The organism is Micromonospora sp. TSRI0369 (assembly GCF_001905625.1).
Lineage (GTDB): Bacteria > Actinomycetota > Actinomycetes > Mycobacteriales > Micromonosporaceae > Micromonospora > Micromonospora echinospora_A.
The window spans coordinates 65681-81567 of the sequence record NZ_LIVU01000006.1 but is presented as its reverse complement, the minus strand read 5'-3'; the positions used below and the strand labels follow the sequence as shown (position 1 = coordinate 81567).

12 protein-coding genes are annotated in these 15887 nt (G+C 72.6%); 6 read left to right on the top strand and 6 right to left on the bottom strand.

What is annotated here, in order from left to right; genetic code table 11:
• Positions 1 to 11 precede the first annotated feature (11 nt).
• From AMK25_RS21115 to AMK25_RS21100, 4 genes are all read right to left on the bottom strand, one after another.
• Positions 12 to 2486, bottom strand: a complete 2475-nt coding sequence (locus tag AMK25_RS21115; RefSeq protein WP_073830131.1) for an AAA family ATPase — start codon at positions 2484 to 2486, stop codon at positions 12 to 14.
• Positions 2486 to 3634, bottom strand: coding sequence for an exonuclease SbcCD subunit D (locus AMK25_RS21110; protein WP_073830130.1), 1149 nt, complete (start codon positions 3632 to 3634; stop codon positions 2486 to 2488). Before AMK25_RS21110 ends, AMK25_RS21115 begins: the two co-directional genes overlap by 1 nt.
• Before the next feature lie 11 nt (positions 3635 to 3645).
• A complete protein-coding gene (locus AMK25_RS21105) occupies positions 3646 to 5394 on the bottom strand; it encodes an ATP-binding protein (protein WP_073830129.1) in 1749 nt (582 codons plus the stop codon).
• 497 nt (positions 5395 to 5891) lie between these two features.
• Positions 5892 to 6677, bottom strand: coding sequence for a pyrimidine reductase family protein (locus tag AMK25_RS21100; protein WP_073830128.1), 786 nt, complete (start codon positions 6675 to 6677; stop codon positions 5892 to 5894).
• A 150-nt stretch (positions 6678 to 6827) separates the two neighbouring features.
• Between AMK25_RS21100 and AMK25_RS21095 the strand changes: the two genes are divergently transcribed.
• The 6 genes from AMK25_RS21095 (at position 6828) to AMK25_RS21070 (ending at position 13475) form a co-directional block, all read left to right on the top strand.
• The gene (locus tag AMK25_RS21095; protein ID WP_073830477.1) at positions 6828 to 7373 is read left to right on the top strand and encodes a plasmid pRiA4b ORF-3 family protein; all 546 of its coding nucleotides are present in this window, start codon (positions 6828 to 6830) and stop codon (positions 7371 to 7373) included.
• Positions 7374 to 7626: 253 nt separating this feature from the next.
• Entirely contained in the window at positions 7627 to 8946 is a 1320-nt protein-coding gene (locus AMK25_RS21090; RefSeq protein ID WP_073830127.1) for an ABC transporter substrate-binding protein, read from the top strand.
• Positions 8947 to 9027: 81 nt separating this feature from the next.
• Positions 9028 to 10008, top strand: coding sequence for a carbohydrate ABC transporter permease (locus AMK25_RS21085; protein ID WP_043325606.1), 981 nt, complete (start codon positions 9028 to 9030; stop codon positions 10006 to 10008).
• A 105-nt stretch (positions 10009 to 10113) separates the two neighbouring features.
• The gene (locus AMK25_RS21080) at positions 10114 to 10914 is read left to right on the top strand and encodes a carbohydrate ABC transporter permease (RefSeq protein ID WP_198937639.1); all 801 of its coding nucleotides are present in this window, start codon (positions 10114 to 10116) and stop codon (positions 10912 to 10914) included.
• Entirely contained in the window at positions 10911 to 12344 is a 1434-nt protein-coding gene (locus tag AMK25_RS21075; RefSeq protein ID WP_073830125.1) for a GH1 family beta-glucosidase, read from the top strand. The genes AMK25_RS21080 and AMK25_RS21075 overlap by 4 nt, the downstream gene beginning before the upstream one ends.
• Positions 12345 to 12428: 84 nt before the next feature.
• The gene (locus tag AMK25_RS21070; protein WP_073830124.1) at positions 12429 to 13475 is read left to right on the top strand and encodes a LacI family DNA-binding transcriptional regulator; all 1047 of its coding nucleotides are present in this window, start codon (positions 12429 to 12431) and stop codon (positions 13473 to 13475) included.
• Positions 13476 to 13499: 24 nt separating this feature from the next.
• Here AMK25_RS21070 and AMK25_RS21065 read toward each other — a convergent pair whose 3' ends face one another.
• A complete protein-coding gene (locus AMK25_RS21065) occupies positions 13500 to 14711 on the bottom strand; it encodes an acyl-CoA dehydrogenase family protein (protein WP_073830123.1) in 1212 nt (403 codons plus the stop codon).
• The gene (locus AMK25_RS21060; RefSeq protein ID WP_073830122.1) at positions 14712 to 15782 is read right to left on the bottom strand and encodes a phosphotransferase family protein; all 1071 of its coding nucleotides are present in this window, start codon (positions 15780 to 15782) and stop codon (positions 14712 to 14714) included.
• Between the last annotated feature and the right edge of the window lie 105 nt (positions 15783 to 15887).

Here is a 15887-nt window from a genome sequence, read left to right as displayed (position 1 = left end):
GACCGTGCCGGTCACAGGCCGGTCCGTTCCACGCGGGCCGTCCGCGCGTCCTTGCGCACCTCGAACCGGACCGGAATCCGCTCGGCCAGCGCCGGCACGTGGGTGACCACGCCGACCATCCGGTCGCCCCGGGCGGCCAGGTTCTCCAGCGTGGCCGCGACCGTGTCCAGCGTCGCCGCGTCCAGCGTGCCGAAACCCTCGTCCAGGACGATCGACTCCAGGCTGGCGGCGGTGGTGGACATGCCGGCGAGCTGCTCGGACAGCGCCAGCGCCAGCGCCAGCGACGCCTGGAACGTCTCCCCGCCGGACAGCGTGCGCACCCCGCGCCGCAGCCCGGCGTCGTGGTGGTCGACCACGAAGAACTCGCCCTTGTCGTGCACCAGGTCGTACTGCCCGCCGGACAGCTCCCGCAGGATCCGCGACGCGCCGTCGACGAGCAGGTCCAGCGCCTCGGTGAGCAGCCAGCGCTCGAAGTTGTTGGCCCGCAGGTGCGAGGCGAGCGCCCGCGCCACCCGCGCCTCGTGCTCGTGCCCGGCCCGCTGCTCCCGCAGGCCGGCTGCCTGCTCGCGGCGTTCGTCCAGGCGGCGCAACTCCGCCTCGGCCCGCTCCACCGCCACCGCAGCGTCGCGCGGCGCGTCCTGCGGCGCGTCCAGCCCGGCCGCGGTGAACAGCGCGGCGATCCGGCCGGCGACCTCGGCCGCGGCCCGCTGCGCCGTGTCCACCGAGCCGGCCAGCCCGTCGCGGTCCGCGCGCCGCGCCCGCGCCTGCTCGTCCGCCCAGCCGGCCAGCGCCGCCCACGCCGCCGCCACGTCGTCCCGGTCGGCGGCCGGCGGCCCGAACCGGGCCAGCCCGTCGCGTACCGCGTCGAAGTCACGCCAGGCCCGGCGCAGCCGATCCTGCGCGGTGTCGAGCGCGCCCCGCGCCCGCCGGGCCGCCTCCCGGCCGGCCCGCACCGCGCCCGCCGCCTCCTCCAAGGCGGCGCGCAGCCGGGCGTGCTCGGCCAGCGACTCCCGCAGCCGCTCCGGCGCGGGCGCGTCCGCGAGCTGCCCGTCCAGCTCCGCCAGGCGCGCGCCGAGCTGATCGTGCTGGGTGCGGGCGCGCAGCAGCACCCGGTCCAGCTCGCGCGCGGCGGCGTCGCGTTCCTGCACCACCCGCTTGGCCGCCTCGCTCGCCGCCCGCGCCGACTTGCCCGCCTCGATCGCCCGGCTCACCGCCGAGCCCTTCGGCACCGCCGGCACGGCGGTGACCGTCTGCTCGCACACCGGGCAGGGCGCGCCGTCGACCAGGTGCGCCCGCAGCGCCACCGCCTGGTCGGCGGCCTTCGCCTCCTCGTGCGCGCGGAACGCCGCCTCCAGCTGCGCCTCGGCCCGCTGCGCGTCCGCGCCCGCCGCCGCCAGCGCCGCCACCGCGGCGTCGTGCTCGGTGCGCGCCGCGTCCACCGCCGCGCGGACCGTCGCCGCCTCCGCGGTCAGCCGGTCCCGGTCCGCGTACGCCTTCAGGTGCAGCCGCAGCGCGCTCTCGTCACCGGCGGCGGCCAGCTCCCCGCGCAGCTTCTCCTCGCGCTCCTCGGCCAGCCCGACCGCGCCCGCCGCCTCGTCGGCGGCCACCCGGGCCGCCGCCACCGCCCGCGCCAGCTCGGCCGTGCCGTCCGGCGGCCGGACCCCGGCCAGCACGCCCAGCTCGGCGTCGAGAGCGGCCAGCGCCGCGGCCCGCTCACCCGCCGTCGCCCGGGCCTGCTCCCACTCGGGTACGGCGGCAGCGACCGCATCGGCCAGTTCCCGCATCGCGTCCACGCGCTCCCGGGCGGCGGCCAGGCTCTCGTCGTCCACGTCGGCGAGCCCGCCGAGCATCTTGTCAACGGTCTCCAGCTTCGCCTCGGCCTGCCCGGCCCGCTCGACGGCCTTCTTCTGCACCGACTCGTAGACGCCCAGCCCGAGCAGGTTCACCAGGATCTGCTGCCGGGTGGCCGGCTTCGCGTGCAGGAAGTCGGCGAACTGCCCCTGCGGCAGCACCACGCAGGAGGTGAACTGCTCGTACGGCAACCCGACCGCGTCGAGCACCGCCTGCTCCATCTCGGCCGGGGTGCCGGCCACCACCTCGCCCAGATCCTCCGGGCTGAGCCCGGTGTCGAGCTTGGTGACGTCGAACCCCGGCGGCATGAGCTGGAGACCGGCGTTCGCCGTCTTAACGGTGCCCCGCCCGTCCCGGCGCACCACCCGGGTCGCCACGTAGCGGTCCCCGGCGGACTCGAAGACCAGCCGGACCCGCGCCTCGGTCGCCGACGGCGCCAGCGCGTTCGCCAGCCCGCGCGTGCCGCCCCAGCGCGGCACCGTGCCGTAGAGGGCGAAGCAGATCGCGTCGAGCACCGTCGACTTGCCCGAGCCGGTCGGCCCGACCAGCGCGAAGAAGTCGGCGTCGGTGAAGTCGACTGTCGTCTCGTCGCGGAACACCGTGAACCCGGCCATGTCCAGCCGCATCGGCCGCATCAGTGCTCCACCTCCTCCAGCAACTCGTCGAAGAGCTCCCGGACACCCTCGTCGGCGTGCCCGCGGCTGTCCAGGTAGTCGCCGAACAACTCGCCCGGCGACCGCCCGGCCCGCTGGGCGGTACGTGTCCCGCTGCCCGGCGCGGGCACCATCTCCGGGTCGATCCGGATCTCCAGCGCCCGGGGCAGCATCTCCTGCACCTCCTCGCGCAGCCCGGCCCGGGGCTGCTCCCGGACGTAGACGCGTAGCCACCCCTCCGGCGGCTCGATCTCGGCGAGCTGCGCGAGCGTGCCGCGTACCGTGCGCAGCGGCACCGCGCCCGGCACCGGCACCTCCCGGATGCGGGCGGCGGTGGTGGCGGTGACCTCCACGATCGTCACCGAGCTGACGTTCTCCTGCTCGCCGAAGTCGACAGCCAGCGGGCTGCCGCTGTAGCGGATCGGGCAGGGGCCGATGACCCGCTGCGAGCGGTGCAGGTGACCCAGCGCCACGTAGTGCGCGTTGCCGGGGAAGACAGTGGCCGGGACCGCGTACCCGAGCACCGTGTGCGCGTCCCGCTCACCGCCGCCGGTGCTCGCGCCGACCACAGTGAGGTGCGCGGTGACCAGGTGCACCCGGTCCGGCTCGGTGAACCCCTCGGCGAGCCGGTCCAGCACCCGGCCCAGGTGGTCGGCGTACGTCTGGTTGGCCTCGGCCGGGGTGAGCGTGTACATCTCCACCGCGCGCACCGCGTACCGCTGGGACAGGAACGGCAGCGCGGCGAGCCGCCAGCGCTCCCCGCCGGCGGTGACCCCGTCGACGACGTGCTCGTCCGGGTTCTCCCGGACGCTGCCGCGCAGCGTGATCCCGGCCGCCTCGGCCCACGGGCGCAGCGCGTCCAGCGCCGCGCCGTTGTCGTGGTTGCCGCCGATCGCCACCACGTCGGCACCGGTACGCCGCAACGCGGTGAGCGCCCGGGTGACGAGGCGCGTCGCCTCCGGGGTGGGCGCGGCGGTGTCGTAGAGGTCACCGGCCACGATGACCAGGTCGGGGCGTTCGCGCTGGGCGATCTCGATCACCTGGGCGAGGACCTGCTTGTGCTCCTCGGCCCGGGACTGCCCCTTGAGGACCTTGCCGACGTGCCAGTCGGAGGTGTGCAGGATCTTCATCTGGGTGCCGCCTAGAACGGGATGTCGTCGTCGGAGGAGCCGGAGCCGACCACCGCGAACGGATCGGCGGCCTGAGTGATCGACCGTAGCGTCTCCGAGGGCGCGCGGCCCGCCTCCGAGACCCGGGTGGCCCACGCCGGGAACGGGAACTCCAGGCAGAGCGGCACCGGGATGTCCGGCTGGTTGACGAACATCGTGCCCGGCTTGGCCAGCAGCGCCCGCTGCCGCTGGGCGGGCGGCAGGAAGCCGTACTCCGGGCGGGACGCCTCGGCCGGGTCGAGCCGGCCCACCACCCGGATCGCCGAGTTGGTGACGATCCGGCGTTCCACCTCGCTGGCGGTCTGCTGCGCGCCGACCAGGATCACGCCCAGCGAACGGCCCCGCTCGGCGATGTCGAGCAGCACCTCCTTGATCGGGGACGAGCCCTCCCGCGGCGCGTACTTGTTCAGCTCGTCCAGCACGACGAACAGCAGCGGCTTGGCGGTGCCGGCCTTCTCCTTGCGCTCGAACTCGCTCTTGAGCGTCACGCCGACCACGAACCGCTGCGCGCGATCCGGCAGGTTGTGCAGGTCGACCACGGTGACCTGGGCGCTCTCCGCCGTGTTGATCGAGTGCGGGCGGCGGGTCGCCAGATCGCCCCGGATCAGCCGGCCCAGGTCCTTCTTGCTGCCGATGAGCCGGCGGGCGAACGCGTTCACGGTGCCCAGCCCGACCGCGCTGCCGGCCCACTCGCCGCGCGTCTCGTCGTCGTTGAGCTGCTCGACCACGTGGTCGACCAGATCGGCGTACGAGCCGAGCCGCACCCCGTCGATGCTCACCCCGCCGTCGGCGGGCTGGGCGTAGCGGGCCAGGTGCGCGGCGACCGAGTGGACCACCATCGTGTACTGCTGGCGCTCGTCGTCGGCGTCGGCGAACACGTACGGCAGGAGCCGGTCGGCGCAGAACTCGGACAGCGTCCAGTAGAAGCTGTCCACGCCGGTGAGCCGGCTGCTCACATCGGGCGTGCCGGAGGAGTCGCCCACCCGCGGCGGGGCGTACACCCGCACGTCCGGGAACGCGCCGGCGTCCAGCCCCAGCCTCGCGTACGCCGCCCGCGTCGGGTCGTCGAGCCGGCTGTTCGGGTGGTCGAGGAAGAGCAGGTCCTCGCCCTTGACGTTGAAGATCAGCGCCTTGGCGTTCACCGCGTCGCCGCCCAGCACGCCGGAGCGGAACACCGAGTAGAGCAGGAACGTGGCGAAGCTCGTCTTGGTGGCGACACCGGAGATCCCGGAGATCGAGATGTGCGCGCCCCGGGTGCCGTCGAGGAAGTCGGCGTTGAGGTAGACCGGCACGCCGTCGCGGCCCATCCCCATCGGGATCCGCCGTTCCATCCGGTCGAAGTGCAGCGCCCGCGCCCGCGCGTCACCCTCGGCCCGGTGCACCACCGCGCCCGGCGTTGGCGGCACGTAGAACTCCGGGTCGACGCGGGTGGTGGTGACCTCGGCGGCCTCCTGCACCTGCGCCGGCAGCGTGCCGTCGGCGATGGCGAAGACGTCGGAGTCGAACTGCGCCCCCTCGTGCCGGGCGCGCACCTGGGTCACCACCCCGGCGATCGTCACCGGCTCCCGGTCGGGCAGGTCGCGGCGGGTCACCACCACGTCGTCCAGCTGCAGGTAGCTGCCCGGCGCGACAGCCGTCCAGAAGGTGAGCGGGGTGGCGTCGGCGGTGCCGAGCACCCGGCCGACACCCTCGCCGGGCCCGTCGAGCTGGTCGTCGGTCATCGGCGGTCTCCGGTCGGCTGGTCGTACCGTTGGCGGTGCACGTCGTGCATCCTGCCCGAGGGATGCGACAGGTTGCCACGCGACGCGGCGGACGCCACGCCGGCCGTGCGCCGAACGGTAGCCGCCCGGATCCGCCCGGCCACGGTGCGTACGATTCCGCCCGCTCCGGCGCTGTCTCCGGCCCTCGGCCCGGCCGGCTCGGTGGAACGCCATGGGTGTCTCCGCGCGCTTTTGACACCCATGACGTTCCACTCGCCCGCGCACCCCCGGCTGCTTGGCGAGTTTCGGTCCGCTGTGAGCGACAAGTCGCCAAAGATCGTCGCTCGGCGCGAGAGCCGCCCCAAATGTCGAGACCCACGTCCCGCGCTCCGGGAAGCTCGGAGATCTTGGTACGAGAGCGCCCTCATGGGGGCCGTTTGGTACCAAGATCTCGGGAGCCGGGAGCCGGGAGCCGGGAGCCGGGAGCCGGGAGCCGGGAGCCGGGAGCCGGGAGCGGCTCAGGCGGCGGGGGCGGCTCCGGCGGGTGTGGGGTCGGCGGGGTCGCGGGCGTACCGCAGCATGAGCACCCCGTCGGCGGCCGCCAGCACGTGGCGCAGCGGCAGGTGGCGGGGTGGGCTGGCGTCCCCGGCGCTGATCCGGCCCGGGCCGGCGCCGGCGAGCAGGGGCGCCACGGTCAGGCACAACTCGTCGACGAGGTCGGCGGCGGTGAGCGCGCCGAACAGGTGCGGGCCGCCCTCGCAGAGCACCTGGTCCAGCCCGCGGCGGCGCAGCTCGGCCAGGCCGGCAGCGAGGTCGACCCGGCCGGTGCCGCAGCGGACCAGGTCGGCGACGTCGGTGAGGCCGGGCGGCGGTACGGCGTCGGCGTGCGTGAGCACCACCGGCGGGACCGGGGCGTCGGCGAACGCGGCCTGGGCCGGGTCGAGGTCGAGCGAGCCGGAGACGACCACGAGCGTCGGGAACTCGGCCAGCCCTCGTTCGCGGCGCCAGGCCCGGCGTTCCGGGCTCAGCCGGAGCGCCCGGTAGCCCTCGTGGCGCAGCGTGCCGGCGGCCACCACGAGAGCGTCGCAGAGCATCCGCAGCAGCCCGAAGACCCGCTTGTCGGGCTCGCCGGAGAGCCCGGCGGAGTAGCCGTCCAGAGTGACCGCGCCGTCGGCGCTGGCGACGAAGTTGACCCGCAGATGCGGGCGGGTCGCCCGGCCGTAGAGCGCGGTGAGTTCCGGATCGGTCAGCGCGCCGGTGACGGGTGCGGGCCAGATCCGTTCGATCGGGGTTCCGACGCTCATTCGCCGGCCGGACCGGTGACCGGAGGAGTGGGTTCGGGGGTACGGTGCTGGCAGTCGCACCACTTCCGGCCAGGACAGTCGTCGTGCCGCCGTTCCCGGCAGGCTCGGCAGATCATGCAGGCAGCCTATGCCGAGGAAGGATGGGACGTCGTGTCGCGTCAGATTCTCCAGCTCATGGTGTCGCTGGCCGGGGTCCGGCCGCGGGTGTGGCGGCGGATTCTGGTGCCCGGCGGCTACACGCTGGACCGGCTGCACCGGGTGATCCAGCACGCGATGGGCTGGCGCGACTGCCACCTGCACTCGTTCGACGTGGACGGCCGGCAGTACGGCGAACCCGATCCGGACGGCGAGCTGGCGCTGCGCGACGAGCTGGACGTGCGGCTGGACGCGGTAGTGGGCAAGGGCGACCGGTTCCGCTACACCTACGACTTCGGTGACTGGTGGGAGCACGACCTGGTGGTGGAGGACTGCTGCGCCGCCGACCCGGACGAGCGTTACCCGGTCTGCCTGGACGGTGAGCGGGCCTGCCCGCCGGAGGACGTGGGCGGTCCGGCCGGGTACGCGGTCCTGCTGGCCGCGCTCGCCGACCCGGCGCACCCGGAGCACCTGACGATGCGCGAGTGGGCCGGGCCGGCATTCGATCCGGCCGCGTTCGACAGCGACCGCGCCACCGTCCTGCTGCGCCGCTGCTGCTGACCGCGCCGCCCGCGCCGCTGACCGCGCCGCCCGCGCGCCGCTGAGCGCGGGTTCCGAGGAGGGTCACCCGGCGGCGCGGTAACGAAATGGGAACGCTCCCAACGGTCTATTGACACCCCTGTCACCTCCCGGCAACCTCATGGGAGCGCTCCCGAGAGTGGTGCGGATCTCCCTCCTGCCCGCTCCGGCCCGCGCGAAACGCACCCCCCACCACACAGCAGATATCGCCTCACCACCGAAAGAGGGGTCTCGGATGAGCGTCCCAATCCGCCGTCGGCGGTTCGCGGCCATCGCGCTCGCGTCCGTCGTCGTGCTCGGCACCACCGCCGCCTGCGGCGACGACTCGGACAGCGGCGACAGCGGCAGCGGCAGCGGCCCGATCACGCTGGTCGTCGACGTCTTCGGCGACCAGGGCTTCGGCTACGAAGAGCTGTACAAGCAGTACGAAGCGGAGCACACGAACGTCAAGATCCAGGAGCGGGGCAAGGGTCTCGGCCTCGGTGACTACAACACCCGCCTGACGCAGCAGATCACCGCCGGCTCGGGCGCCGGTGACGTGGTGGCCCTGGAAGAGGGCACGATCGTCCAGTTCTACGCCCAGGCCGACAAGTTCGTGAACCTCGCCGACCACGGCGCGAACGACCTCAAGGGCAACTTCCTGCCGTGGAAGTGGGAGCAGGGCACCACCCCCGACGGCAAGGTGCTGGGCCTCGGCACCGACGTCGGCTCGATGGCGCTGTGCTACCGCAGCGACCTGTTCAAGGCCGCCGGGCTGCCCACCGACCGCGAGCAGGTCGGCGCGCTCTGGCCGACCTGGGACGAGTTCATCGCCACCGGCCAGAAGTTCGCCGCCGCCGACAAGAAGCACAAGTTCGTCGACTCGGCGACCAACTTCTACAACGTGGTGCTGATGCAGGTCGCGGGCCAGGGCAGCGGCTACACGTACTACGACAAGAGTAACAAGATGGTCATCGACCAGAACGCGGACGTGAAGACGGCGTACGACCTCACCACCAAGATGATCGCCGCCGGGCTGTCCAACAACCTCCAGTCGTTCTCCAACGAGTGGAACGCCGGCTTCAAGAACGGCACCTTCGCCACCATCGCCTGCCCCGCCTGGATGACCGGTGTCATCAAGGGCCAGGCCGGTGACGCGGCGGCCGGCAAGTGGGACATCGCCAAGGCGCCGGGCGCCGGTGGCAACTGGGGCGGTTCCTTCCTGGGCGTGCCGAAGTCGAGCAAGCACCAGAAGGAGGCCGCGGAGCTGGCCAAGTTCCTGACCAGCGCCAAGGGTCAGATCGGCGCGTACAAGGCGGTCGGCAACCTGCCGTCGAACCCGCAGGCGCTCACCGACCCGGCCGTCGCCGACTCGACCAACGACTACTTCAGCAAGGCCCCGGTCGGCAAGATCTTCGCCGCCGGCGCGACCGAGCTGAAGCCGGTCTACCTCGGCCCGAAGAACAACGCGGTCCGCACCGCCGTGGAGAACACGCTGCGCGCCGTGGAGCAGGGCAAGTCGGCCGGCGACCAGTGGCAGGCGGCCCTGAAGAACGGTGCGGCCGCCGGTAAGTGACCGGTTGAGCCACCCGCGGTGCCCGCAGAGTCCGGCGTCGCCCGTGTGGCGGGTGACGCCGGCCGAGGAGAAGGACTCCCCATGAGCCTCGACCTGCACGCCGCGGCGCCGCCCGAGCCCGGCGCGCCGCGCTCCGCACGGCACACACGCCGCCGCGCCGCTTCGATGACCCGGCTGGACCTGAAGTACTCGCCGTACCTGTACGTCCTGCCGTTCTTCGTGATCTTCGCCGTGTTCGGCGTGTACCCGATCGCGTACACGGTCTGGATCGCGTTGACCGACCGGTCGCCGCTGAACCCGACGATCTCCTTCGTCGGGATGGACAACTTCGTCGAACTGATCACCGAGGACCCGCAGTTCTGGAACGCGGTGGTCAACACGTTCGGCATGTTCGCGCTCTCCACAGTGCCCCAGTTGCTGCTGGCGCTGATGCTCGCCAACGCGCTGAACCGGAAGCTGCGCGCGCAGACGTTCTTCCGGATGGCCATCGCGATGCCGATCATCACCTCGACCGCTGTGGTAGCGCTGATCTTCTCGATGCTCTACGCCAAGGACTTCGGCCTGGTCAACTGGCTGCTCGACAGCATCGGCCTGGACCCGATCGACTGGCGGGCGAACCGCTTCGCCTCATGGTTCGCCATCTCCACCATGGTCGACTGGCGGTGGGTCGGCTACAACGCGCTGATCTACCTCGCCGCCATGCAGTCGATCAGCAAGGACATGTACGAGGCCGCGGCGCTGGACGGCGCCTCTCGGCGGCGCCAGTTCTGGTCCATCACGGTCCCGCAGCTGCGCCCCACGATCATCTTCACGCTGATCATCTCCACCATCGGCGGCCTTCAGCTGTTCACCGAGCCTCTGCTGTTCACCAGCGGCTCGGGCGGTCTCTCCGGTGGTTCGGAGGGGCAGTTCCAGACCATCACGATGTACCTGCTCGACGTGATGAACCAGCGTTTCCGGTGGGGGTACGCCGGAGCGGTCGCGCTCGTGCTCTTCGTGCTCATCGCGTTGATGTCGGCGATCAACTACCTGCTCGCCCGCCGCATCAGCTCCGACAAGTGAGGTGACGAGATGACGACCACCGCGGTCCGCCCGCCCACCCGGCACAGCGCGCCGGTGAAGACCACCCACCGGGCCGAGCGGCTCTGGAAGGCCAGCCCGCTCACCATGATCGGCCTGATCTTCGGCGTGCTGCTCTCCCTGTTCCCGTTCTACTGGATGATCGTGATCGCCAGCCGGACGAACGACGCGGCCAACTCCTGGCCGCCGCCGTTCCTGCCCGGCGGCAAGCTCGGCGAGAACATCGAGCGGGTGCTCGCCAACAGCGACGCCAACATCCTCAAGGGCCTGATGAACTCGTTCCTGGTCTCCGGGACGATCACCGTCGCTACGGTGTTCTTCGGCTCGCTGGCCGGCTTCGCGTTCGCGAAGCTGCGCTTCCGGGGCAAGAACGCGCTGCTGCTGATCATCCTCACCTCGATGATGGTGCCGATCCAGCTCGGCGTGCTGCCGCTGTACATCCTGATGGCCAAGCTCGACTGGCTGAACACCATGCCGTCGGTGACCGTTCCGTTCCTGATCGGCGGCTTCGGGATCTTCATGATGCGCCAGTACGCCGAACAGGCGGTACCGAACGAGTTGATCGAGGCTGCTCGGGTGGACGGCTGTTCCACCTGGCGGGTGTACTGGCACGTCGTGGCGCCCGCGCTGCGTCCGGCCGCCGCGGTGCTGGGTCTGCTGACCTTCATGGAGCAGTGGAACCAGTTCTTCTGGCCGTTCGTGGTGCTGGCCGACCCGTCCAACCCGACCGTCCAGATCTCGCTGCGCAGCCTCAACACCGCCTACTTCGCCGACAACTCGCAGATCTTCGCCGGTACGTTGATCGCGACCCTGCCCCTGTTCGTCGTGTTCGTTCTGTTCGGCCGCCAGATCATCGGCGGCATCATGGAAGGCGCCGTCAAGTCGTGAGCAACCCAGCAAGCCCGCCCGCCGTCGGTCTCCTCGACGCCGGTCCGGCCCTCACCTTCCCGCCCGACTTCCTCTGGGGCGCGGCCACCGCCGCGTACCAGATCGAGGGCGCGGCGGCGGAGGGTGGCCGTACGCCGTCGATCTGGGACACCTTCAGCCACACCGAGGGGCGGACGGTGGCCGGGCACACCGGCGACGTGGCGTGCGACCACTACCACCGGATGCCGGACGACGTGCGGCTGATGGCCGACCTGGGCCTGCGGTCGTACCGCTTCTCGGTGAGCTGGCCGCGGGTGCAGCCGGGCGGCACGGGCGGCGTCAACCAGGAGGGCATGGACTTCTACCGCCGCCTGATCGACGAACTGCTCGGCCACGGCATCGAGCCCTGGCTGACGCTCTACCACTGGGACATGCCGCAGCCGCTGGAGGACGCGGGCGGCTGGCCGGCCCGGGACACCGCCGGCCGGTTCGCCGAGTACGCGCACCTGGTCGCCGAGGCCCTCGGCGACCGGGTGAAGTACTTCACCACGCTGAACGAGCCGTGGTGCTCGGCGTTCCTCGGCTACGGCTCCGGCGTGCACGCGCCGGGCCGCTCCGACGGCGCGGACGCGCTGCGGGCCGGGCACCACCTGATGCTCGGTCACGGTCTGGCCGTGCAGGCGGTCCGCGCGGTCCGTCCGGACGCGCAGCTCGGCATCACCGTCAACCTGTACCCGGTCACCCCGGCGACCGGCTCGGAGGCGGACGCCGACGCGGCCCGCCGGATCGACGCGCTGGCCAACCGGTTCTTCCTCGATCCGGTGCTGCGTGGCGCGTACCCCGCGGACCTCGTCGCCGACGTGCGCGGGCTCACCGACATGGGGCACGTGCGCGACGGTGACCTGGCGACCATCGCCACGCCGCTGGACATGGTCGGGATCAACTACTACAGCCGGCACGTGGTCGCCGCGCCGGTCGAGGGCGCGGAGCCGGAGCCCTACTGGCGGGCGCCGTCCTGCTGGCCGGCCAGCGAGGACGTCCGGTTCGTCACCCGGGGTGTCCCGGTGACGGACATGAACTGGGAGATCGACGCCCCGGGCCTGGTGGAGACGCTGGAGCGGGTCCACCGGGAGTACACGGACCTGCCGCTCTACGTCACCGAGAACGGCTCGGCGTTCGTCGACGAGCTGGTCGACGGCCGGGTGGACGACCCGGACCGGCTGGCCTACTTCGCCGCGCACCTGCGCGCGGCGCACGCCGCGATCGAGGCCGGCGTGCCGCTCAAGGGCTACTTCGCCTGGTCGCTGATGGACAACTTCGAGTGGGCCTGGGGCTACACGAAGCGGTTCGGCATGGTCTATGTCGACTACGACAGCCAGGCCCGGATCGCGAAGTCCAGCGCCAGGTGGTACGCCGACGTGATCCGACGCAACGGACTGCCCGCACAATAAGCTGGGCCAGCCAGTAACGGGCGGCCCGGCGCCGACGCCTCAATCGGTGCCGGGTCCGCCCGACCGTCGGAGGAGCAACAGACGATGACAACGCAGCGCACCCGCTCGCTCGGGCGTCCGACCCTCGACGCGGTCGCGGCTCGCGCCGGCGTCGGGCGCGGCACGGTCTCCCGCGTGGTCAACGGCTCGCCGCAGGTCAGCCCGGAGGCCCGGGCCGCCGTCCAGCAGGCCATCGCCGAGCTGGGGTACGTGCCGAACCGCGCCGCCCGTGCGCTGGTCACCCAGCGGACCGACTCGGTGGCCCTTGTCGTCTCCGAGTCGGGGGAACGGGTCTTCACCGAGCCGTTCTTCGCGGCGATCGTGCGGGGCGTCAGCTCCGGGCTGGTGGAGACGCCGATGCAGCTCTGGCTGGCCATGGTGCAGTCGCCGATCGAGCGGGAACGGGTCGAGCACCACCTGACCAACCAGCACGTCGACGGTGTGCTCCTGCTCTCGCTGCACGACGCCGACCCGCTGCCCACGCTGCTGGAGGAGCGCGGCCTGCCGACGGTGCTCGGCGGCCGGCCGGCGCGGATGCTGCACCCGAACGCGCAGCCGGCGTGGTTCGTCGACATGGACAACGTCGGCGGCGCGCGGCAGGCGGTGGAGCACCTGTTCCGCAAGGGGCGACGGCGGGTCGCCACCATCGCCGGCCCGCAGGACATGGGCGCCGGCCTGGCCCGGCTCTCCGGCTACCAGGAGGCCGTCCGCGCCGCCGGGGGCAGGGTCGACCCGGGCCTGATCGCGTACGGGGACTTCAGCGAGGGCAGCGGCACCGCGGCGATGCGCCGGCTGCTGGACGTCTGCCCGGAACTGGACGCCGTGTTCGTCGCCTCCGACCTGATGGCGTTCGGCGCGTTGCGCGCGCTGCGCGAGGCCGGCCGCCGGGTGCCCGAGGACGTCGCGGTGATCGGCTTCGACGACGCCCCGATCGCGCGTCAGGCCGAGCCGCCGCTGACCACCGTGTTCCAGCCGGTCGAGGAGATGGGCCGGCAGATGGCCCGGCTGCTGGTCTCCCGCATCCGCGGCGAGGAGGTCCCCTCGCCGCACGTGCTGCTGGACACCGAGCTCATCCACCGCGCCTCCGCCTGACCCGCCCGTCGCGCAGGGAGCCGGTCAGGACCAGCGGCGCAGTTCCCGGCGGGCCAGCGAGGCGCGGTGCACCTCGTCCGGGCCGTCGGCCAGGCGCAGCGTGCGGGCCGCCGCCCACAGTTCGGCCAGCGGGGTGTCCTGGCTGACACCGGCCCCGCCGTGCGCCTGGATCGCCTTGTCGATCACCCACTCGGCCATCAGCGGCGTGGCGATCTTGATGGCCTGGATCTCGGTGTGCGCGCCCTTGTTGCCGACGGTGTCCATCAGCCACGCGGTCTTGAGCACCAGCAGGCGGGCCTGCTCGATGCGGACCCGCGACTCGGCGATCCACTCCCGCACCACGCCCTGCTCGGCGAGCGGACGGCCGAACGCGACCCGGTCGAGCACGCGCCGGCAGAGCAGCTCCAGGGCCCGCTCGGCCATGCCGACCAGGCGCATGCAGTGGTGGATACGGCCGGGGCCGAGCCGGGCCTGCGCGATGGCGAACCCGGTGCCCTCCTCGCCGACCAGGTTCTCCGCCGGCACCCGCACGTCTGAAAAGTCGATCTCGGCGTGCCCGCCGTGCGGGGCGTCGCTGTAGCCGAAGACACGCATCCCGCGTCGTACCGTCACGCCGGGGGTGTCCCGGGGCACCAGGATCATGCTCTGCTGGCGGTGCCGGTCGGCGTCCGGGTCGGTCTTGCCCATCACGATGAAGATCTCGCAGCGCGGGTCCATCGCCCCGGACGACCACCACTTGCGGCCGTTGATCACGTAGTGGTCGCCGTCGCGGGTGATCCGGGTGCCGATGTTCGTCGCGTCGGAGGAGGCCACCTCCGGCTCGGTCATGCAGAACGCGGACCGGATCTCACCGGCCAGCAGCGGCATGAGCCACTGCTTGCGCTGCGCCTCGGAGCCGAACTCGGCCAGCAGCTCCATGTTGCCGGTGTCCGGCGCGGCGCAGTTGAGCGCCTCCGGGGCCAGGTGCGGACTGCGGCCGGTCAGCTCGGCCAGCGGCGCGTACTGCAGGTTGGTCAGGCCGGCGCCGTAGCGGGCGTCGGGCAGGAACAGGTTCCACAGCCCGCGCTCCCGGGCCTGCGCCTTCAGCTCCGCCATCACCGGCGGGCGGGCCCACGGGTCGCCGGCCGCGAGCACCTGCTCGTGGTGCACCGGCTCGGCCGGGTACACGCACTCGGTGAGGAACGCCTCCAGCCGCTGCCGCAGCTCGACCGTCCGGTCGTCGTACGCGAACTCCATCTAGTTCTCCCTCACCGCGCGCAGCCCGTGCGCCACGAGTGGCGCCACCATGTCACCGATCCGGTCGAAACCCTCGCCCAGCGTCTGCCCGAGCGTGTGCCGGTAGTGGATGCCCTCGCAGATCACCGCCAGCTTGAAACAGCCGAGCGCCACGTGCCAGTGCAGCGGCCCGACGTCGACGCCGGCGCGCCCGGCGTACCGCTCGATCAGCTCGGCGCCGGTGGGGAAGCCGGCGCGCGGGCCGATGCCGTCGGCCACCGGGTTGCCCTCGCCGTGGTCGCTGTCGCCCAGCACGTCCCAGTACGTCAGCAGCAGCCCGAGGTCGGCCAGCGGGTCGCCGAGGGTGGCCATCTCCCAGTCGAGCACCGCCCGCACCGCCACCGGGTCGACGGTGGCGAGCAGGTTGTCCAGCCGGTAGTCGCCGTGCACGATCCGGCCCGCGTTCGCGCCCTCGGGCACGCTCGCGGCCAGCGCGTCGCGCAGCTCGTCGATGCCGGGCAGCGGTCGGCTGCGGGAGCGGTCGAGCTGGCCGGCCCAGCGGCGTACCTGCCGGCCCAGGTAGCCCTCGGGGCGGCCGAAGTCGGCCAGGCCCACCTCGGCCGGCTCGACCCGGTGCAGCGTGGCGAGCGTGTCCATCATCGCCATCGCGAGGTCGCGCCGCTGCGCCGGCGTCAGCGCGTCGGTCTGCTCCCGCCGCCGGTAGACCTCGCCGTCGACCTTCGCCATCAGGTAGAACGGCGCGCCGATGACGCTCTCGTCGGCGCAGAGCAGCAGCGCCTCCGGCACCGGTACGCCGGTCGGCGCGAGCGCCGAGATCACCCGGTGCTCCCGGGCCATGTCGTGCGCGGTGGCCAGCACGTGCCCGAGCGGTGGCCGGCGCAGCACCACCTCGCGGTCGCCGGCGCGCAGCAGGTAGGTCAGGTTGGACTTGCCGCCGGCGATCAGCCGCGCCGACAGCGGGCCGGTCAGATCCGGCCGGTGCGCGGCCAGGTAGGCGGTGAGCCGGTCGAGGTCGAGCCCGCGGGGTGCCGGGCCGGCCGAGAACCGGGCGACGGCGGCCGGATCGGTCATCCGAATAGTTGATGGCAGCTCAGCTTTGTTGTCAAGGTCAGGCTTTCCCGGCGGGACATGCCGCTGCAACAGGGGCGAAATGGTCAACCGGCAGGCTGGGCCTCA

Coding starts and splice junctions, on each gene's coding strand:
- AMK25_RS21115 (WP_073830131.1), bottom strand. CDS start 2,486: ATGCGGCCGATGCGGCTGGACATGGCCGGGTTCACGGTGTTCCGCGAC.
- AMK25_RS21110 (WP_073830130.1), bottom strand. CDS start 3,634: ATGAAGATCCTGCACACCTCCGACTGGCACGTCGGCAAGGTCCTCAAG.
- AMK25_RS21105 (WP_073830129.1), bottom strand. CDS start 5,394: ATGACCGACGACCAGCTCGACGGGCCCGGCGAGGGTGTCGGCCGGGTG.
- AMK25_RS21100 (WP_073830128.1), bottom strand. CDS start 6,677: ATGAGCGTCGGAACCCCGATCGAACGGATCTGGCCCGCACCCGTCACC.
- AMK25_RS21090 (WP_073830127.1), top strand. CDS start 7,627: ATGAGCGTCCCAATCCGCCGTCGGCGGTTCGCGGCCATCGCGCTCGCG.
- AMK25_RS21085 (WP_043325606.1), top strand. CDS start 9,028: ATGAGCCTCGACCTGCACGCCGCGGCGCCGCCCGAGCCCGGCGCGCCG.
- AMK25_RS21080 (WP_198937639.1), top strand. CDS start 10,114: ATGATCGGCCTGATCTTCGGCGTGCTGCTCTCCCTGTTCCCGTTCTAC.
- AMK25_RS21070 (WP_073830124.1), top strand. CDS start 12,429: ATGACAACGCAGCGCACCCGCTCGCTCGGGCGTCCGACCCTCGACGCG.
- AMK25_RS21065 (WP_073830123.1), bottom strand. CDS start 14,711: ATGGAGTTCGCGTACGACGACCGGACGGTCGAGCTGCGGCAGCGGCTG.
- AMK25_RS21060 (WP_073830122.1), bottom strand. CDS start 15,782: ATGACCGATCCGGCCGCCGTCGCCCGGTTCTCGGCCGGCCCGGCACCC.